The sequence below is a fragment of the Pseudomonas sp. GW821-FHT02A08 genome (genome assembly GCF_059422045.1).
On the sequence record NZ_JBWKWD010000019.1, the window covers coordinates 90951 to 109366 of the forward strand.

The following is an 18416-nucleotide window of genomic DNA, read 5'->3' on the forward strand; positions in this document are numbered from 1 at the left end:
GGCAAGCCAGCTCCCACAAGGGACCGCGTCCGCGTCGTTTTTCACGCAATACCTGTAGGAGCCAGCTTGCTGGCGATGGACTCAAGTGCGCCGCGTTTATCCAGATCACACGCGTAATCGTTAACGACCATCGCTGGCAAGCCAGCTCCTACAGGGGACCGTGCCCACGCTGAAAATGAGCCCATAAAAAAGGCCGCTGCAAACGCAGCGGCCAAAGTAAGACGTTGGATCAGGAGCTACAAATCAACGTCAGTGAACACGGGGCGATGAGCCGAATCCTCGATTCATCTGAAGTCTTTCAGTCACGGCGCAGGCCGGTACAGGGTGCTTGCGGTGGTTTACTGTGACAGCGAGGTAAGAATAAGCCCTTGGTGCCGTAGGAAAAATACCAATTGCGGACATGCACTGTTGCAGTCCCGGCAACAGTCAGGATTCGGGGGCTCGTCGTCTGTGCCAGTCATCCTTTAGAGGTACACCACGAATACCTCCTTGGTGCGCTTATCGACCCCGATGCCCGGCAGTAGGGTGAGGCCTTCTGTCACTCACCGGGGAAGACGCATGACAAAAACAACAATGCGCGCCATCTTCACACCGCAGGCGCTGGCGGCTGCGGTTGCCTTGGGTTGCTGCGCCCAGGCGCAGGCCATTTCGTTCAACATCGGGGAAATCGAGGGGACGTTCGACTCCTCGCTGTCGGTCGGCGCGAGCTGGGGCATGCGTGATGCGGATAGCGCGTTGGTGGGCGCCGTTAACGGCGGTTCCGGCCAGTCTTCGACCGGTGACGACGGGCGCCTGAACTTCAAGAAAGGCGAAACCTTCTCGAAGATCTTCAAGGGTATTCACGACCTCGAACTGAAGTACGGCGACACCGGTGCGTTTGTGCGTGGCAAGTACTGGTACGACTTTGAACTCAAGGATGAAAGCCGCCCATTCAAGGACATCAGCGATCACAATCGCAAAGAAGGCGCCAAGTCTTCAGGCGGACAAATCCTCGACGCTTTCGTCTATCACAACTACTCCCTCGCCGATTTGCCGGGCACGGTTCGCGCCGGCAAGCAGGTGGTCAGTTGGGGCGAGAGCACCTTCATCGGCAACTCGATCAACAGCATCAATCCGGTCGACGTGTCCGCGTTCCGTCGTCCTGGCGCCGAGATCAAGGAAGGCCTGATCCCGGTCAACATGCTGTTCGCCTCCCAGGGCCTGACGGAGAAGTTGACCGTGGAAGGCTTTTATCAACTGGAATGGGACCAGACGGTCGTCGATAACTGCGGCACTTTCTTTGGTGTCGATGTGGTGGCGGACGGCTGCAACAAGGGCTACACCGTGGCCAACCCGGCCATTGCACCCTTGCAGCCGATTGCTGCTGCCTTCGGCCAGGGCTTCGAGGTCAGCAAGGAGGGGGTGATCGTCCCCCGTGGCGGTGACCGCGATGCCCGGGATTCGGGACAGTGGGGTACGGCGTTGCGCTGGCTGGGGGACGATACCGAGTACGGTTTGTACTTCATGAACTACCACAGCCGTTCACCGAATGTCGGGACCACCACCGCCGGCCCCGGTACGCTGGCGAGCATTCCGGGGATCGTTGCCACCGCCAACCGCATCGCCCCCGGCAGCGGTTCGGGCCTGGCCCAAAGCGTGATGCTCGGTCGCGGCCAGTATTACCTCGAATACCCGGAGGACATCCGCCTCTACGGCGCGAGCTTCGCTACCACCTTATCCACCGGCACCGCGTGGAGCGGGGAAATCAGCTACCGCCCCAACCTCCCGGTGCAGGTCAACACCAATGACCTGACCCTGGCCATGCTCAATCCGATAGCGGGCGGTGCGGCATCGCCCATCGCCACGTCGCCCGGGGCTGACAACAAGGGTTATCGCCGCAAGGAAGTGACACAGTTCCAGAGCACCCTGACGCACTTCATCGACCAGATCGCCGGTGCGGATCGCCTGACCCTGGTGGGCGAGGCGGCGGTGGTTCGGGTCGGTGGTCTGGAAGCACGTACCAAACTGCGCTACGGCCGCGACTCGGTGTATGGCCAGTATGGTTTCGGCGGCGATACCGACGGTTTCGTGACCTCGACTTCATGGGGTTATCGCGGCCGGGCCATCCTCGACTACAACAACCTCATCGCCGGGATCAACGTCAGGCCCAACCTCTCGTGGTCCCACGATGTCTCCGGCTATGGCCCCAACGGTCTGTTCAACGAAGGCGCCAAGGCCGTCAGCCTCGGTGTCGATGCGGACTATCGCAACACCTACACCGCGAGCCTCAGTTACACCGACTTTTTCGGTGGGGACTTCAACGTCCTCACCGACCGTGACTTCGTGGCGTTGAGCTTTGGCGTGAATTTCTGATCTGGCTGAAAAGGATGATTTCAATGCGCAAGATGATTCTGCAATTAGGCGCGCTGACCCTCGGGTTGCTGACCGCCAACGTGATGGCTGCGGTGCTGCCGGAAGAGGCCAACAAGCTCGGCACCAGTCTTACACCACTCGGTGCCGAGAAGGCCGGCAATGCCGATGGCTCGATTCCAGCCTGGACCGGCGGCATCCCGAAAAATGCTGGCGCGGTGGACAGCAAAGGTTTCCTGGCTGACCCGTTCGCTAACGAAAAGCCGTTGTTCGTGATCACCGCAGCGACCGTCGACAAGTACAAGGACAAGCTCTCCGACGGCCAGATCGCGATGTTCAAACGCTATCCCGAGACTTACAAAATTCCGGTCTATCCCAGCCACCGCACCGTGGCGTTACCGGCCGAGATATATGAGTCGGCCAAACGCAGCGCACTGAACGTAACACCGATCAACGACGGTAACGGTCTGGCCAACTTCACCGGCAATCGCTACTACGCGTTCCCGATTCCAAAGAATGGCGTGGAAGTGATCTGGAACCATGTCACTCGTTACCACGGCGGCAATCTGCGCCGCACCATTACCCAGGCGACACCGCAGTCCAATGGCGATTTCACCGTGATCCGCTTCAAGGACGAAGTCGCCGTGCCGTCGTTGCTCGGTGATCTGAAGCCGGGCAGTGACGATAACGTTCTCAACTACTTCAAACAGGAAGTGACCGCGCCGGCGCGGCTGGCGGGCAACGTGTTGCTGGTCCACGAGACCCTCGACCAGGTCAAGGAACCGCGCAAGGCCTGGATCTACAATGCTGGCCAGCGTCGAGTACGGCGTGCGCCACAGGTCGCTTATGACGGCGTCGGCACCTCATCCGACGGCCTGCGCACCACCGACAACTTCGACATGTTTTCCGGCGCACCGGATCGCTACGACTGGAAACTGATCGGCAAAAAGGAGATGTACATCCCCTACAACAGCTACAAGCTCGACTCGCCAGACCTCAAGTACACCGATGTGATCAAGGCCGGGCACATCAATCAGGACCTGACGCGCTATGAGTTGCACCGGGTCTGGGAAGTCGTCGCCACGGTCAAGCCGAGCGAGCGGCACGTGTACGCCAAGCGCCACATGTACATCGATGAAGACAGCTGGCAAGTGGCGCTGGCCGACCACTACGACGGGCGTGGCCAACTCTGGCGCGTCGCCGAAGGGCATGCCCAGTTCTACTACGATCACCAGGTGCCGGCCTACACCGTCGAAGCGCTGTATGACCTGATTGCCGGTCGCTATATCGCCTTGGGAATGAAGAACGAAGAGAAGCGCAGCTTCGAATTCAACATTGATGCAAAAGCGGGGGACTACACGCCGGCAGCGTTGCGTAGCACGGGAGTCAGGTAGGTTTCCTACAGGCTCCTACACAAAAGGGTGACTTTGCGGTCACCTTTTTTATAGCGGTCGATCAGTGTGTTGAATACTTCTTCAACAAGCGCTCGGGAGGGGGCTAGGGTGGCGCCAGAATTATAAAAAAGGCGCATCACAATGACCGCAATGACGCACTGTCTGGACCGCCCCGGCTTCCTGCCCCGACTGTCGTCCCATCATCTGTCCCGCGAGCGGCTGATCGAGCCCATGCTGGTCTCGACCGCGCGGGTGAAGTTGCTTTGCGCTCCGGCCGGTAGTGGCAAGAGCGCGTTGCTCACCGAATGCCTGCTGCGGGCGCCGGAGCACGCTCGGGTCTGTTGGCTGCCGCTGGTGGGGGAGTCGTTGAGTGCAGCGGATTTTCTAATGCGCCTGACACAAGCGCTGGGTCTGCCCTCGATGGATGAGCCGGGGTTGCTGGCGCATCTGGCGCTATTGCAGACGCCGACCTGGCTGTTTCTCGATGATTATTGCCGCGCACCCAACCCGGAGCTCGACCGGATGCTCGATCGCCTGTTGGCCGTCGCCAGCCCGGCGCTGACCTGGTGGCTGAGTTCCCGTCGACGACCGCCCTGTAACTGGCCGCGGTTGCTGCTCGATGATGAGTTGTACGAGTGCGAAGGCCGGGCACTGGCGTTCACCGAGGCTGAAGTCGTGCAGTTGCTCGCTCATGTCGAGCCGACCCTGGCGGCACAAACCGCAAAAAGGGTGGTTCAGCGCAGCGGTGGCTGGTGCGCTGGCGTGCGCATCGCGTTGCTCAATGGTTGTCCATGGTCGGGTGAGCTGGGACGCTCGGCGACATTGCTCGATTATCTGCAACACGAGTTGTTCAACACCCTGCCGTCGGAGTTGGTCGAGGTCTGGAAGGTGTTGGTCCATCTGCCACGGTTCAATGCCAGCCTGTGCGAGCATCTTTTCGGTACGGGTGAGGGCGCGCAGTGGCTGCACGCGTTGCAAGACATGGGCTGCTTCATTGAACCCTGGGAAGACTCCGTCGAGTGGTTGCGGATCTTCGAGCCACTGGCCCGGGAGATGCGTGAGGAACCGACCCCGGCCGGGCGATCCTGGCATCGCCGCGCGTGCCAATGGTTCAGCGCCGAAGAAGACTGGCAGGGCGCCTTCGAGCAGGCGTTGCTGGCGCAAGAGCACGAAGTCGCGGTCAGCCTGATGCAACACTTCAGTTTTGAGCATCTGTTCAAGCGTCAGAACGTCAGCTGGTTACTCAAGCTGCACGAGCAACTGGGTGAACAGTTGACCCTGGGCACGCCGCAACGGGTGGGGTTGATCACTGCGGCTTTGCTGTTTGCCGGGCGTTTCGAGCAGGCAGCGGCCTGCATTGGGCAGTTGTCCAGATTTGCCCCGCAACCGACGGCATCCTTGCAACGGCAACTGCTGGCGCGTTGGCAGGCGCAACAAGGGTGGTTGCTGCATTTGCAGGGACGCCTGCCGGCGGCACGGGCGCATTTTATCGAGGCGCTGGACGGGCTGGACGCCAAGGCGTGGCCCGCTCGGTTGCTGTGTCTGTCCGGGTTGACCCAGCAAGCGCTGCTCAACGCTGACCTCGATGCCGCCCAGGCCTTCAATCGTGACGCCCTGTGCCTGGCGCGGGCACAAGGCTCGTTGCTGTTTGAAGGCTTGCTCGAACTCGATCATGCGCAGTTGCTGGAGCAGCGTGGTGCACCCCGGCGAGCCGGGCAGTTGCTGGCCGACATCCATGAAATGCTCGGACGGCAGGCTGACCGACCGACGCCGTTGCTGGGACGAATCGCCCTGCGGCGCGGGCGGTTGGCCTTGTGCCAAGGCCAGGATGAATTGGCCGGTGAATGTTTCCAGGCGGGCCTTGATGACTGCCTGCACAGTCAGGACAAGCACGTGTTGTATGGGTTTCTCGGGCAGGCGCAACTGGCGGCCAATCAACGTGATTACGCCCATGCATTTGATCGTCTGCGCGAGGCCGAACGGTTGATGCAGCAACGGCAGATCCCCGACACGGTTTATCGCAGTGTGCTGCTGCAAGTCAGCAGTCATTTCTGGCTGCAACAAGGGCGCCCTGAGTTGGCGCGGGAGGCGCTGACCCGTGTCTTGCGGCATTACCGTGGGCCCCATGCGCGCCAGGCACCACCCGCCACGCTGCAATTGATTGCGCGTATCGAATACCAGTTGGTGTTGGCCGAGACTCAACTGCAACTGGTGCAACGTCCACTGGATAGACTCAAGGCGTTACTCGAGCACGCGCAACAACACGCCATGCTGGCGCTGGAATCGGAGCTGCAACTGGCGATCTGCGAAGTGGCGGACCTGACGGGGGAGCCGGACACGGCTCACGCAGCACTGGAGGCCGGTCTGGTGCTCGTGAAGCGCTGTCAGGGGCAACAGGCATTGCGTGATTTGAACTTGCGCCAGCCAAACCTGATCTGTCGTTTACAAAGGGAGGATACGGTGACCGCGCTGGCCCTTGATGTCAGCCTGCTGAGTTGTCGGGAGCTGGAAGTGCTCGGCCTGATTGCCCAGGGTAATTCCAATCAGCAAATTGCCGAGCAGCTGTTCATTTCGCTGCATACCGTGAAAACCCATGCCCGGCGCATTCACAGCAAGTTGGGTGTGGAACGGCGTACACAGGCAGTTGCCATGGCGAAGAAATTGGGATTGATAATGCAGGTTTGGTAATTGTTGGTTTTGATCGGGAAATTGATTAAAACATACTGTCGCGTGCATCAATACTGCAGTTCCCGGGAGTCTGATTTGCATCCGCAACTCACGATCAAGGACATCAGTGACCTGGTGATCGAAATTGCTCCGGATTTCCTGATCTGATACTCAGGGACTTTCGTAGCCCATTCTCCAACTGATGGCCCGCGTCGCAGCCAGCAACCGTTGCGCCGCCGGGCCGTTTTCATCGGCATGGAACAGCGAGGTCGGCCCGACCACGGTCAAAACTGCCGCGATCCTGCCCATGGCGTTGAACACCGGTGCCGACAAGGCATCCACTCCGGGCATCAACAATCCATGCACATGATGCAGGCCCCGATGGCGGATCTGTTCGCTCATCGTTGCGTAGGCCTCGTCATCCGCCAAAGCGTGGGCGGCAACGTTTTGCAGTTCCTGTTCACGCAGGTCCACGGTTTCACGCGCAGGCAAGTAGGCACCAAATACCAGTCCCGTCGAAGAACTGAGCAATGGCAACACCGAGCCCAGTTGTGTCACCACCGTCACCGCACGCACCGCCGGTTCGATATGCACCACGGTCGCGCCCTGATTGCCCCACACCGCCAGAAAACAGGTTTCGTTCAAGTCGTCGCGCAGTTCAGCCAGGGGCAGGGCGGCGACTTTCAGCACGTCCATACTGTTGAGTGCCGCCAACCCGACGCGCAAGGCTTCGCGACCCAGCCCGTAATGGTTGGTGGCGGCGTTCTGTTCGGCGAATCCGCTGGCGATCAGGGCCTGCAAATAGCGGTGAACCTTGCTCGCCGGCATCTGCACGTGTTCGGCCAGGCGCGACAGCGAAGTCGAAGGCGACAACTCGGCCAGCGCCTTGAGGATGTCGGTGCCAACCTCGGCCGAGCGGACTTTCTGTTTACCGTTGTTGTCGCTGGTTTTTTCCATGGTGGCTGGGATCCCGGGACGAATGGGCGTCTTTATAGCTTGACGGTCAATACCAATCAAATTACGTTATGCGTAATCAAATTACGATAAAAACAACCCGGGCGTGCCTCGACCTCTGCAATAGAGCGAGCGGCCACTGCCGACTCCCTGTTCAGGAGGCTCCATGAACCCCGATTCAACGACGCCAGCGCTGGCCTACCTGTCAGGCTTCGGCAACGAATTCAGCAGCGAAGCGTTGCCCGGCGCACTGCCTGTCGGCCAGAACTCCCCGCAAAAAGCCCCGTACGGCCTTTACACCGAACTGTTCTCCGGCACGGCGTTCACCATGGCGCGCAGCGAAGCGCGGCGGACCTGGATGTACCGTATTCAGCCGTCGGCCAATCACCCGGCATTCGTCAAGCTGGACCGGCAACTGGCCGGCGGCCCGCTGGGCGAGGTGACGCCGAACCGCCTGCGCTGGAACCCGCTGGACATTCCCGCCGAGCCGACCGATTTCATCGACGGCCTGGTGAGCATGGCTGCCAACTCGGGCGCAGAAAAACCGACCGGGATCAGCATCTACAACTACCGGGCCAACCGTTCCATGGAGCGCGTGTTCTTCAACGCCGACGGCGAGATGTTGCTGGTGCCTGAACGGGGGCGCCTGCGCATTGCCACCGAGCTGGGCGTGCTTGAACTGGAACCGCTGGAAATTGCCGTACTGCCTCGCGGCCTTAAATTCCGCATCGAACTGCTCGACCCGCAAGCCCGCGGTTACGTCGCGGAAAACCACGGTGCGCCGTTGCGACTACCGGACCTGGGGCCGATTGGCAGCAATGGCCTGGCCAATCCGCGGGATTTCCTGACCCCGGTGGCGGCCTACGAAAACCTGCAACAACCCACCACGCTGGTGCAGAAGTTCCTTGGCCAGTTGTGGGCCTGCGAGCTCAATCATTCGCCGCTCAACGTGGTCGCCTGGCACGGTAACAACGTGCCGTACAAATATGACCTGCGCCGCTTCAACACCATCGGCACCGTCAGTTTCGATCACCCCGATCCGTCGATCTTCACCGTGCTGACCTCACCGACCAGCGTTCACGGCCTGGCCAACCTTGATTTCGTGATCTTCCCGCCGCGCTGGATGGTGGCCGAGAAAACCTTCCGTCCGCCGTGGTTCCATCGCAACCTGATGAACGAATTCATGGGATTGATCCAGGGCGAATACGACGCCAAGGCTGAAGGCTTTGTGCCCGGCGGTGCTTCGCTGCACAGCTGCATGAGCGCCCACGGTCCCGACGGAGAGACTTGCACCAAAGCGATCAACGCCGACCTCAAGCCGGCGAAAATCGACAACACCATGGCGTTTATGTTCGAGACCAGCCAGGTGCTGCGCCCAAGCCGCTTCGCCCTCGATTGCCCGCAACTGCAAAACACATACGACGCCTGCTGGGCTACATTGCCCGCCACTTTCGACCCGACCCGGAGATAACCCATGACGCAGACTTCCATCACTCGCAGCTGGGTTGCATCCGCCAACGGCCACGCGGATTTCCCCCTGCAAAACCTGCCGCTGGGCGTGTTCAGCCTCAACGGTTCTGCACCGCGCAGTGGCGTGGCCATTGGCGAGCACATCTTTGATCTGCAAGCGGCCCTGGAGGCCGGGTTGTTCGATGGCGCCGCGAAGGCTGCCGTCGAGGCCACCCGTGGCGGCCAGCTGAATGCGTTCTTCGAACTGGGCCGCGAGGCTCGCGTCGCGTTGCGCGAGCGTTTGCTGGAACTGTTCGCCGAGGGCAGCACCCTGCACGGCAAGATCGAAGCCCAGGGCGCAAAACTACTGCCGCTGGCGGCGAATTGCGAGATGCACCTGCCGGCGAAAATCAACGATTACACCGACTTCTACGTCGGCATCGAGCACGCGCAGAACGTCGGCAAACTGTTCCGTCCCGACAACCCGTTGCTGCCCAACTACAAGTACGTGCCAATCGGCTATCACGGCCGCGCATCGACCATTCGCCCCTCCGGCACCGATGTACGTCGCCCGAAAGGCCAGACCTTGCCGGCCGGTCAGAGCGAACCGACCTTTGGCCCTTGCGCGCGCCTGGACTACGAGCTGGAGCTGGGCATCTGGATCGGCCAGGGCAACGACATGGGCGACTCGATTGCCATTGGCGACGCCGCCGATCACATCGCCGGTTTCTGCCTGCTCAACGACTGGTCGGCACGGGACATCCAGGCCTGGGAATACCAGCCGCTGGGGCCGTTCCTGTCGAAAAGCTTCATCACCAGCATCTCGCCGTGGGTGGTCACCGCCGAAGCGCTGGAGCCGTTCCGTCGTGCCCAGCCTGCGCGTCCCGAAGGCGATCCGCAGCCGCTGCCGTATCTGTTCGACAAGCGCGACCAGGCCGCTGGCGCATTCGACATCGAACTGGAAGTGTTGCTGCTCACCGAAGCCATGCGCGAACAGAACCTGCCAGCCCATCGCCTGACCCTGAGCAACACCGGGCACATGTACTGGACCGTGGCGCAAATGGTCGCGCACCACAGCGTCAACGGTTGCCAATTGCAGGCCGGTGACTTGTTCGGTTCTGGCACCTTGTCGGGGCCGCAGAGCGGTCAGTTCGGGAGCCTGCTGGAAATTACCGAAGGCGGTAAAAAGCCGATCGAACTGGCCTCGGGCGAGGTGCGTAAATTCCTTGAGGACGGAGACGAAATCATCCTGCGCGGCCGTTGCCGCCGCGACGGTTTCGCGTCCATCGGTTTCGGTGAATGCCGCGGCAAAGTGCTGCCGGCGCGCTAACAGGAGCGGGGCATGGAACTCTATACCTACTACCGTTCGACTTCGTCGTACCGGGTGCGTATCGCGTTGGCGCTCAAGGGCCTGGATTATCAATCTTTGCCAGTCAACCTGATCGCACCACCCGGCGGCGAGCATCGGCAGCCGGCTTATCTGGGTATCAACCCGCAAGGCCGGGTGCCGGCCTTGCGCACCGATGCAGGCGAATTACTGATCCAGTCTCCTGCGATCATCGAGTACCTGGAAGAACGTTATCCACAGGTACCACTGCTGTCCAGGGACCTCGCCACCCGCGCCCATGAACGTGGTGTGGCGGCAGTCATCGGCTGCGATGTGCACCCGTTGCATAACGTCAGCGTGCTCAATCGGCTGCGCCAGTTGGGCCACGACGAACCGCAGGTGGTGGAGTGGATCGGCCACTGGGTCGGCCAGGGGTTGGCCACGGTGGAGCAGTTGATCGGTGATGACGGTTACTGTTTCGGCCCCGAGCCTGGGCTGGCGGACGTCTACCTGATCCCGCAGTTGTACGCGGCCGAGCGTTTCAATGTTTCTCTTGAGGCTTATCCGCGGATTCGTCGAGTGGCGGCATTGGCGGCGACGCATCCGGCGTTCATCAAGGCGCATCCGGCGAATCAGCCAGATACGCCATAACGATTCACCCTGTCCAATGTGGGAGCGGGCTTGTTCGCGAAGAGGGCGTGTCAGCCAATAATAATGTGGCTGACACGCCCTCTTCGCGAGCAAGCCCGCTCCCACAAGGTTTATTGTGATCAATGAACGATGGCGTTCGGCGGCAAATGCCCCAGCCGTTCCGTCAGGCGAATCCGCTGGATCGGGTCGTCGCTGAGCAGCAGCGCATGCTCAAGGTCAAAACGCTCGGCATTCGGGCAGTCCAGCCGTTGGTACAGGCTGGCCCGTGCCAGATAGTCGGCGGCAGTGGCATTGCCCAGTTCCAGGACGCGCTCGGCGTCGAGCAAGGCATTGATGAAATCGTCGTGGGACAGGTACAGCTGGCGCAGATTGCGCGACAGCCGTTGCAGCATCTGCACCGGCTCGGCGGTAACCAGGTGCTCGGCGCTGAGCTTCATGTTCGGGCCGTACTGGCGGTGCAGCAGTTCTCGACAATCGTTCGGATAAAGGCGACGGCCGCCGCAGGGATCGAGCAAATGATCTGCGCCCGGAACCCGCAGCAGGAAATGCCCGGGGAAGTTGACCCCGACCATGGGAATCTCCAGGCCCCTGGCCAACTCCAGCGCAATCAACCCCAGCGTCAAGGGTTGCCCTCGTCGGCGCTCCAGTACTTTGTCAATCAGTGCCACTTGCGGGCGCAAGGGTGTGAAGTCGTCCTGGGCGAAGCCAAGGTCATTCATGCGCCGCAGCAGTGGCTGGGCCAGTTCGCTGACCGGCAGCATCGGCAAGCCGCCACTGACCCGTTGTTGCAACACCTGGAAATCGGCCAACAGCGCTTGCGGCTGCACCTCGCTGTCGTGCTCGGCCGCAATCCACAGAGCCGCCTCGAACAGCGCGGGCGGTGAACGTAGCAGGCAGGCGAAAAACGATTGGCGCGGGGTCATCAAAATCTCCGGGCAATGCCTCGTTTTAGCCCCCTCTTCGGCATTCGTCCAGTGCTGCACAAGGGCGACCACCGGTTATTTCCGAAAGCCTGCTTTGGGGGTCGTGCTTATTCCGGTGCGCTTCTGCAATTTTTGGGCGCAAGCCTATACTGGCGACTACAAGAAGTGATTCGGGAGCCTTACGATGTTCGCTCTCATGCAAAGCACCCGCCTTGAATCGCTGCATCTGAGCGTTGACTCGGTCACCGGGTTGAAGGCGGTCATTGCCATTCATAACAGCCGGCTGGGGCCTGCCCTGGGTGGTTGTCGTTACCTTGCCTACCCGAGCGACGAATCGGCGGTCGAGGATGCCGTGCGCCTGGCCCAGGGTATGAGCTACAAGGCTGCGCTGGCCGGTCTGGCCCAGGGCGGCGGCGTGGCGGTGATCGTGCGCCCGGCCCATGTGGAAAACCGTGCAGCGCTGTTCGAAGCCTTCGGACGCTGCATCGAACAGCTCGAGGGTCGCTACATCACCGCCATCGACAGCGGTACTTCAGTGGCGGACATGGATTGCATCGCCCAGCAGACCCAGCACGTCACCAGCACCACCTCGGCGGGCGACCCCGCGCCACACGCGGCGATGGGCGTGTTCACCGGCATTCGCGCCACTGCGATGGCGCGACTGGGCAGCGATAACCTCGAAGGCCTGCGCGTGGCCATCCAGGGCCTGGGCAATGTCGGGTATGCATTGGCCGAACAGTTGCACGCCGCCGGTGCCGAACTGTTGGTCAGTGACATCGATCACGGCAAGGTGCAACTGGCCATGGAACAACTCGGCGCCCACCCGATTGCCAACGAAGCGCTGCTCAGCACTCCTTGCGACATCCTCGCGCCCTGCGGGCTGGGCGGTGTACTCAACAGCCATACCGTGACGCAACTGCGCTGCTCGGCGGTGGCCGGTTCGGCGAACAATCAGCTGACACATCTGGATGTCGCCGACCAACTGGAACGCCGCGGCATCCTGTACGCGCCAGATTATGTGATCAACGCCGGTGGGCTGATTTACGTGTCGCTCAAACACCGCGGTGAAGAACTGTCGACCATCACCGCGCACCTGTCGAAAATCAGCTCGCGCCTGACCGAAGTGTTCGCCCACGCCCAGGCGGAAAAACGCTCCCCGGCTCGGGTGGCCGACGAGTTGGCGGAGAAAGTGTTGTACCGCTGAATTGGGCATGCGTTATCCACAGGCATGAAAAAGGCCCTGGGTCATTCGACTCAGGGCCTGTTCAATTCGGGCTTTGCCTACTTGGCGGCTTTGGGGGCCTTGGCAGGCTTGGCCGGGGTGATCGGCTCAGCGGCCTCAACGACCTCGGTCGCCGCAACAGGTTGTGCGACTTCAACCGGTGCGCTGAGCAGTTCGGACAGGGCGTCCGGCTGGCTCTTGAACGCCTTGGCGAACACGTCGCGATTTTTCGCCATGTAAATCCCGGCTTCTTCCACTTGCTGCTCGGTCAGGGACGGAACGGCTTTTTGCAACACTTCAGCCAGCAATTCAGCCAGTTCGAGCATTTTGTCATGACGGTCAGCTTCGGCTTTATCCATGAACAAGCGCTCCAGATCTCGGCTGCTGCGGTATACCACTTCGACGGCCATTCACCACCTCACATGCCTTCACATTGGTTGTCGATTTCGACTACTGTATCTATATACAGCTAAAGGATAAGCGAAACCCTGTCTCTTGGGTAGTGGCTTTTTAATGTAGACCGGATTCGGGATTTGTCAGGCAAGGCGCTGCACAGGTGCGACCAAACGCCACGGCGCGCAATCCAGAGCGGCTCGCCATCATGGGCTGGCCTTTTTTCTGCATGCAGGAAAACCGTCACGTCCAACCCGCATCATCCGGTCGAATCGACCTAAGGAAGCAGCATCGTGAAAATCAACTGGGCCGAGAAACTGCGGCAGAACGTGCATGAACTGGCCGAGTCCCTGGGCAATCTGTTCGTCGAAACCTTTCACTACCTGGCGCTGTTCGCCATTGGTGCGGTGACCGCGTGGGCGGCGGTGATGGAATTTCTCGGGATGATCGAAGAAGGGCACATCAAGATCGATGACATCTTGCTGCTGTTCATCTACCTGGAATTGGGGGCGATGGTCGGGATTTACTTCAAGACCAACCACATGCCCGTGCGCTTCCTGATCTATGTGGCAATCACCGCGTTGACGCGGCTGCTGATTTCCAACGTTTCGCACCATAACCCGCCGGACCTGGGGATCATCTACCTGTGCGGCGGGATTCTGCTGTTGGCGTTTGCGATCCTGGTGGTGCGCTACGCTTCGTCGCAATTTCCTTCGGTGAAGATCGAGAACCCACACCGCAAAACAGGTGCGGGCTCCAGTGAACATCCCGAAGTAGAAAAGGGCGAGCTTTAAAGCCCCATGGCGGGTCGGGGGCGGCCATTGGCTGGTGGCGGCAGACTGTGCGTGCCGCCATCGGTCATGGATTCGAGGATGGCCACGGCGCTGTGGCCTTGTTCGATGGCAATGCCGAATTGAATGCTTTGCACCAGTCGTTTCAAGCGCTCGGGGTCATTGCGTTGTTCGGCGCTGATCATGCGTTTGGCCACCACGCGGCCACTGTTGGACAGGGTCAGCATGATGCTGCCGTCCAGGCCCTGAATGCTCAGGTTGATCTGGTAATCCGCTGCAAAGGCATCGGTAATGAGCTGGAAAGGGTTGTCCATGATGCGTCACCGCCTGATTGAACGTGCAGTTGTTGACCGGCCGTGATCGGGTTGGTTCGCTATGTCAGACCACCGGCCATCTCGCCATCATTGTTCCACCAGGGAACTAGCAAGGCTCATGCCGGAAAAATGCCGGACAAAAAACGCAGAAGCAACAAGGCGGGCACTGAGGCCTGATGCCGATCAGTTAAGCGAACCCAGACGCTACGCCTTCTTTGTAGCAGCTGCCGAAGGCTGCGTCCGGCTGCGCAGCAGTCGTAAATCCGGCTTGCACGATCTCTCTGACGTACCGCGAACTCTGATTTTACGACTGCTGCGCAGCCGGACGCAGGCTACGCCAGCTGCTACAGATTGCGTTGTGGCTTAACTGATCGGCATTACGCAATGGCGGGGACTTGATTCAGCAATTCATGCCGCAGAACCGGAACACCCTTTAGGCAAGTAGTCCTCGGAAACGCTGCTTTTGCATGACCAGCCTTTGGCTTCGTCCCGTGTCAGGGTGACGGTTTTGCCCTGGACCACCCCCGGGGCATTGTGCAATGTACAAACGACTGATCCCGCCCCCGGCGTTGTAGCCGTCACAGACAGGGTGCAATGGTTGGTCGATGTCTTGCCAGCGGGCGCCACGTTGGCAATTGTCGGGGTTTCCCCCTGGCTGATCACATCCTCGAACGGCACCTTCATTGCAGTCAGTTCGGCCAGCGCCGCCGTGACCTTGGCCCGGGCCTGGTACTTGGAATACATCGGCAGGCCCAGTGTTGCCAGGATCCCGATGATCGCCACCACGACCAGCAACTCGATCAGGGTAAAACCTTTCTGATTGTTCATGTACAAGCTCCATGCATGAGTCGAAGGCTCATGACCTGCCCCATGGCAGCACAGCCTGTGCCAAGGCCGGAAGCCCCTGTTGGCAGGGGGTCTGGTAGCCATCAGGCCATTTTCTGCTACCAGGAGCAGCACTAACTGACGTTTTTTGTCATATCACCCTGGCGGGTTTGGCCCCGTCCCTTGACTAGGCTATAAGAGCAATTCATTCGGAATACCCAGGACTGAACATGGCGGTCAAGGCAGCGAAAATCAGCGTGTATGCATGGGAAGGCATCGACCGCAAAGGCACAAAAGTGACCGGCGAACTCAGCGCTCAAAACCCGGCGCTGATCAAGGCGAAGCTGCGCAAGCAAGGCATCAGTCCCGGCAAGGTTCGCAAGAAAAACCATTCGGTTTTCAGCATGGGCAAGCGCATCAAGGCCCAGGACATTGCCCTGTTCACCCGGCAAATGGCGACGATGATGAAGGCCGGCGTGCCTTTGTTGCAGTCCTTCGACATCATCGGCGAAGGCTTCGACAATCCGGCCATGCGCAAGCTGGTGGATGAACTGAAACAGGAGGTTGCGGCAGGAAGCAGCTTCGCCTCCGCCCTGCGCAAGAAGCCCCGGTATTTCGATGAGCTGTATTGCAACCTGGTGGATGCCGGCGAGCAGGCCGGTGCCCTCGACACTCTTTTGGAGCGGGTGGCGACCTACAAGGAAAAAAGCGAAAGCCTCAAGGCCAGGATCAGGAAAGCCATGACCTACCCGCTGGTGGTGGTGTTCGTCGCGGCGATTGTCACCGGGATTCTGCTGGTCAATGTCGTGCCGCAGTTCGAATCCGTGTTCAAAGGCTTTGGCGCCGAACTGCCGGCCTTCACCGTGATGGTCATCGGCCTCTCGCAATTCCTGCAGGCCTGGTGGTGGGCGGTCCTTGGCTCGCTGGTCACGATGGCCTTCGGCGTGCGCCACGCCCTCAGCACATCCTCGGCCTTGCGTGACCGGATGGACACCTGGCTGCTGAAACTGCCACTGGTGGGCACCTTGATGCACAAGTCCGCCGTAGCCCGGTTCGCCCGTACACTGTCGACCACTTTCGCTGCCGGCGTGCCGCTGGTGGAGGCCTTGGAATCAGTGGCTGGCGCGACCGGCAATATCGTGTTCAAGCGCGCGGTATTGCGCATCCGGCAGGACATCTCGACCGGCATGCAATTGCATTTCGCCATGCGCACCTGCGGCGTCTTTCCGAACATGGCGATACAAATGACTGCCATCGGCGAAGAGTCCGGCACCCTGGACGCTATGCTCGACAAAGTCGCGGGGTTCTACGAAGAAAACGTCGATAACATGGTCGATAACCTCACCAGTCTGATGGAGCCGTTCATCATGGTGGTGCTGGGTGCTATTGTCGGTGGACTGGTAATTGCCATGTACCTGCCCATCTTCCAACTTGGCTCAGCGATCTGACATGCCCTTGAATGAAACCCTGATTCACTCTGCGCTGGCCTTTGTCCTTCTCGCGGGCATCACCGGCCTGCTGGTCGGCAGTTTCCTCAATGTCGTGATCTGGCGCCTGCCGAAAATGCTCGAACGCGACTGGCGTGAGCAGGCCCATGACATTCTCGGGCTGCCTGGCGAAACGCCGCTGCCGACCTACAACCTGTTGCTGCCCCACTCCCAGTGCCCGCACTGCGGTCACCGAATCCGCGCCTGGGAAAACATCCCGCTGCTCAGTTATGTGTTTTTGCGCGGTCGCTGTTCAGCCTGCACGGCGGCAATCAGCCCGCGCTATCCGTTGACCGAACTGGCCTGTGGGCTGTTGTCGGCGTTTGTAGCCTGGCACTTCGGCTTCGGTTGGCCGGCCGGCCTGATGCTGATCCTGAGCTGGGGGTTGCTGGCGATGAGCCTGATCGACGCCGAACATCAGATATTGCCGGACGTACTGGTGCTGCCGTTGATATGGCTGGGGTTGATCGTCAACAGTTTCGGCCTGTTCGTGTCGTTGCACGAGGCGCTTTGGGGGGCGGTCGCCGGCTACGGCTTGCTGTGGTCGGTGTTCTGGCTGTTCAAGCTGGTCACGGGCAAGGACGGCATGGGCTACGGTGATTTCAAGCTACTGGCGATGCTGGGCGCCTGGGGTGGCTGGCAGATTTTGCCCCTGACCATACTGCTGTCCTCGCTGGTGGGTGCCATTATCGGGCTGGTGCTGCTGCGCTGGCGCCATGCAAAAACCTCGACGCCGATCCCTTTCGGTCCCTATCTGGCCATTGCCGGCTGGATTGCGTTGCTCTGGGGTGGTCAAATAACCGACTTCTATTGGCAGTCTGTCGGTTTGAAATGAATACCCCTGTGGAAAAACCCTGGATTCTCGGCCTGACCGGCGGCATCGGCAGCGGAAAAAGCGCGGCCGCCCAACACTTCATCGACCTGGGCGTGCATGTGGTCGACGCCGATCATGCCGCTCGCTGGGTAGTGGAACCCGGCCGCCCGGCACTGGCGCAAATCGCCGAGCACTTCGGCCCCGGCGTGTTACAGGCCGACGGGCAACTGGACCGTGCTGCGCTACGCAAATTGATCTTCGAGGTGCCTGAGGAACGCCGCTGGCTGGAGGCCCTCCTGCATCCGCTGATCGGCGAGGAGATCGCTCACCACCTGGCGCTGGCAAAATCGCCTTATGCGATTCTGGTTTCGCCGCTGCTGATCGAGTCCGGGCAGTACGCCATGACCCAACGGGTGCTGGTGATCGATGCCCCTGAACAATTGCAGATCGAACGCACCCTGCAACGTGACCAGACCAGCGAACAGCAAGTCCAGGCGATCCTCAAGGCCCAGTCCAGCCGCCAGGATCGCGTGAGCCATGCCGACGACGTCGTGGTCAATGACCGCGACCTTGCCTGGCTGCACAGCGAGGTTGAACGCCTGCATCACTTTTATCTTTCTTTGCGTGGAGGCCAGTCATGAGCCAACCAACAACCGTCGAATGCCCAACCTGTGGCGCCCCCGTGGAATGGACCGCCGAGAGCAAATTCCGGCCATTCTGCTCCGACCGCTGCAAACTGATCGACCTGGGCGCCTGGGCGTCCGAAGAACACAAGATTCCAGTGGCTCCCGATGCCGAGGACGAGATGTTCAGCGGCGACTTCGACCCGCGCCACTGATCCATCGAGTGGGCGATT

Annotated in this window: 16 protein-coding genes and 1 pseudogene; 12 read left to right on the forward strand and 5 right to left on the reverse strand. The window is 60.5% G+C overall.

The genetic code is table 11. The features are described from left to right. The first annotated feature begins 558 nt into the window (after nucleotides 1–558). The 3 genes from AC07W4_RS15375 to AC07W4_RS15385 all read left to right on the forward strand — a co-directional run bounded on the left by AC07W4_RS15375 (nucleotide 559) and on the right by AC07W4_RS15385 (nucleotide 6431). Nucleotides 559–2352: a DUF1302 domain-containing protein gene (locus AC07W4_RS15375; RefSeq protein ID WP_495032985.1), complete on the forward strand. Its 1794-nt coding sequence runs from the start codon at nucleotides 559–561 to the stop codon at nucleotides 2350–2352. 23 nt (nucleotides 2353–2375) lie between these two features. Next, a complete protein-coding gene (locus tag AC07W4_RS15380; protein ID WP_008000622.1) occupies nucleotides 2376–3743 on the forward strand; it encodes a DUF1329 domain-containing protein in 1368 nt (455 codons plus the stop codon). 141 nt (nucleotides 3744–3884) lie between these two features. Continuing rightward, on the forward strand, nucleotides 3885–6431 hold the full coding sequence (locus AC07W4_RS15385; RefSeq protein ID WP_495032986.1) for a LuxR C-terminal-related transcriptional regulator: 2547 nt from the start codon (nucleotides 3885–3887) through the stop codon (nucleotides 6429–6431). Between the two features lie 150 nt (nucleotides 6432–6581). Here AC07W4_RS15385 and AC07W4_RS15390 read toward each other — a convergent pair whose 3' ends face one another. Further along, nucleotides 6582–7367: an IclR family transcriptional regulator gene (locus AC07W4_RS15390; RefSeq protein WP_495032987.1), complete on the reverse strand. Its 786-nt coding sequence runs from the start codon at nucleotides 7365–7367 to the stop codon at nucleotides 6582–6584. A 163-nt stretch (nucleotides 7368–7530) separates the two neighbouring features. Between AC07W4_RS15390 and hmgA the strand changes: the two genes are divergently transcribed. From hmgA to maiA, 3 genes are read left to right on the forward strand one after another with little or no spacing between them, the layout of a single operon-like run. Continuing rightward, a complete protein-coding gene (gene hmgA, locus AC07W4_RS15395) occupies nucleotides 7531–8835 on the forward strand; it encodes a homogentisate 1,2-dioxygenase (RefSeq protein WP_008046789.1) in 1305 nt (434 codons plus the stop codon). 3 nt (nucleotides 8836–8838) lie between these two features. Beyond that, nucleotides 8839–10143: a fumarylacetoacetase gene (gene fahA, locus AC07W4_RS15400; protein ID WP_495032988.1), complete on the forward strand. Its 1305-nt coding sequence runs from the start codon at nucleotides 8839–8841 to the stop codon at nucleotides 10141–10143. Nucleotides 10144–10155: 12 nt separating this feature from the next. Beyond that, the gene (gene maiA, locus AC07W4_RS15405; protein WP_495032989.1) at nucleotides 10156–10791 is read left to right on the forward strand and encodes a maleylacetoacetate isomerase; all 636 of its coding nucleotides are present in this window, start codon (nucleotides 10156–10158) and stop codon (nucleotides 10789–10791) included. Between the two features lie 119 nt (nucleotides 10792–10910). On the opposite strand, the gene AC07W4_RS15410 is transcribed toward maiA, so the two are convergent. Further along, complete coding sequence (locus AC07W4_RS15410) at nucleotides 10911–11714, reverse strand: SirB1 family protein (RefSeq protein WP_495032990.1); 804 nt, start codon at nucleotides 11712–11714, stop codon at nucleotides 10911–10913. Nucleotides 11715–11898: 184 nt separating this feature from the next. Here AC07W4_RS15410 and AC07W4_RS15415 point away from each other — a divergent pair, with 184 nt between their 5' ends. Next, the gene (locus AC07W4_RS15415) at nucleotides 11899–12918 is read left to right on the forward strand and encodes a Glu/Leu/Phe/Val dehydrogenase family protein (RefSeq protein ID WP_008046782.1); all 1020 of its coding nucleotides are present in this window, start codon (nucleotides 11899–11901) and stop codon (nucleotides 12916–12918) included. A 188-nt stretch (nucleotides 12919–13106) separates the two neighbouring features. Here AC07W4_RS15415 and AC07W4_RS15420 read toward each other — a convergent pair. Then, nucleotides 13107–13346: pseudogene (locus tag AC07W4_RS15420) on the reverse strand (YebG family protein); the annotation flags it as partial. 276 nt (nucleotides 13347–13622) lie between these two features. Between AC07W4_RS15420 and AC07W4_RS15425 the strand changes: the two are divergent. Beyond that, entirely contained in the window at nucleotides 13623–14123 is a 501-nt protein-coding gene (locus tag AC07W4_RS15425) for a phosphate-starvation-inducible protein PsiE (protein WP_008000650.1), read from the forward strand. Here AC07W4_RS15425 and AC07W4_RS15430 read toward each other — a convergent pair. Both AC07W4_RS15430 and AC07W4_RS15435 read right to left on the reverse strand, forming a co-directional pair. Beyond that, on the reverse strand, nucleotides 14120–14434 hold the full coding sequence (locus AC07W4_RS15430) for a DUF3509 domain-containing protein (RefSeq protein ID WP_150754415.1): 315 nt from the start codon (nucleotides 14432–14434) through the stop codon (nucleotides 14120–14122). The genes AC07W4_RS15425 and AC07W4_RS15430 overlap by 4 nt on opposite strands. 408 nt (nucleotides 14435–14842) lie before the next feature. Then, on the reverse strand, nucleotides 14843–15262 hold the full coding sequence (locus AC07W4_RS15435; RefSeq protein ID WP_008052106.1) for a pilin: 420 nt from the start codon (nucleotides 15260–15262) through the stop codon (nucleotides 14843–14845). 227 nt (nucleotides 15263–15489) lie between these two features. Between AC07W4_RS15435 and AC07W4_RS15440 the strand changes: the two genes are divergently transcribed. Genes AC07W4_RS15440 through yacG form a run of 4 tightly spaced genes read left to right on the forward strand, consistent with a single transcriptional unit; the run spans nucleotide 15490 to nucleotide 18398 of the window. Then, the gene (locus AC07W4_RS15440) at nucleotides 15490–16707 is read left to right on the forward strand and encodes a type II secretion system F family protein (RefSeq protein WP_495032991.1); all 1218 of its coding nucleotides are present in this window, start codon (nucleotides 15490–15492) and stop codon (nucleotides 16705–16707) included. A gap of 1 nt (nucleotide 16708) precedes the next feature. Continuing rightward, nucleotides 16709–17581 (forward strand): prepilin peptidase, encoded by an 873-nt coding sequence (locus AC07W4_RS15445; RefSeq protein WP_495032992.1) that lies wholly within the window; start codon nucleotides 16709–16711, stop codon nucleotides 17579–17581. Further along, the gene (coaE, locus tag AC07W4_RS15450; protein ID WP_495032993.1) at nucleotides 17578–18201 is read left to right on the forward strand and encodes a dephospho-CoA kinase; all 624 of its coding nucleotides are present in this window, start codon (nucleotides 17578–17580) and stop codon (nucleotides 18199–18201) included. The genes AC07W4_RS15445 and coaE overlap by 4 nt, the downstream gene beginning before the upstream one ends. Further along, nucleotides 18198–18398 (forward strand): DNA gyrase inhibitor YacG, encoded by a 201-nt coding sequence (yacG, locus tag AC07W4_RS15455; protein ID WP_007970539.1) that lies wholly within the window; start codon nucleotides 18198–18200, stop codon nucleotides 18396–18398. Before coaE ends, yacG begins: the two co-directional genes overlap by 4 nt. The last annotated feature ends 18 nt before the right edge of the window (nucleotides 18399–18416 follow it).

Excerpts from the sequence above, each read along its gene's own strand:
- AC07W4_RS15375 (WP_495032985.1), top strand. The coding sequence starts at position 559 with ATGACAAAAACAACAATGCGCGCCATCTTCACACCGCAGGCGCTGGCG.
- AC07W4_RS15380 (WP_008000622.1), top strand. The coding sequence starts at position 2,376 with ATGCGCAAGATGATTCTGCAATTAGGCGCGCTGACCCTCGGGTTGCTG.
- AC07W4_RS15385 (WP_495032986.1), top strand. The coding sequence starts at position 3,885 with ATGACCGCAATGACGCACTGTCTGGACCGCCCCGGCTTCCTGCCCCGA.
- AC07W4_RS15390 (WP_495032987.1), bottom strand. The coding sequence starts at position 7,367 with ATGGAAAAAACCAGCGACAACAACGGTAAACAGAAAGTCCGCTCGGCC.
- hmgA (WP_008046789.1), top strand. The coding sequence starts at position 7,531 with ATGAACCCCGATTCAACGACGCCAGCGCTGGCCTACCTGTCAGGCTTC.
- fahA (WP_495032988.1), top strand. The coding sequence starts at position 8,839 with ATGACGCAGACTTCCATCACTCGCAGCTGGGTTGCATCCGCCAACGGC.
- maiA (WP_495032989.1), top strand. The coding sequence starts at position 10,156 with ATGGAACTCTATACCTACTACCGTTCGACTTCGTCGTACCGGGTGCGT.
- AC07W4_RS15410 (WP_495032990.1), bottom strand. The coding sequence starts at position 11,714 with ATGACCCCGCGCCAATCGTTTTTCGCCTGCCTGCTACGTTCACCGCCC.
- AC07W4_RS15415 (WP_008046782.1), top strand. The coding sequence starts at position 11,899 with ATGTTCGCTCTCATGCAAAGCACCCGCCTTGAATCGCTGCATCTGAGC.
- AC07W4_RS15430 (WP_150754415.1), bottom strand. The coding sequence starts at position 14,434 with ATGGACAACCCTTTCCAGCTCATTACCGATGCCTTTGCAGCGGATTAC.
- AC07W4_RS15435 (WP_008052106.1), bottom strand. The coding sequence starts at position 15,262 with ATGAACAATCAGAAAGGTTTTACCCTGATCGAGTTGCTGGTCGTGGTG.
- AC07W4_RS15440 (WP_495032991.1), top strand. The coding sequence starts at position 15,490 with ATGGCGGTCAAGGCAGCGAAAATCAGCGTGTATGCATGGGAAGGCATC.
- AC07W4_RS15445 (WP_495032992.1), top strand. The coding sequence starts at position 16,709 with ATGCCCTTGAATGAAACCCTGATTCACTCTGCGCTGGCCTTTGTCCTT.
- coaE (WP_495032993.1), top strand. The coding sequence starts at position 17,578 with ATGAATACCCCTGTGGAAAAACCCTGGATTCTCGGCCTGACCGGCGGC.
- yacG (WP_007970539.1), top strand. The coding sequence starts at position 18,198 with ATGAGCCAACCAACAACCGTCGAATGCCCAACCTGTGGCGCCCCCGTG.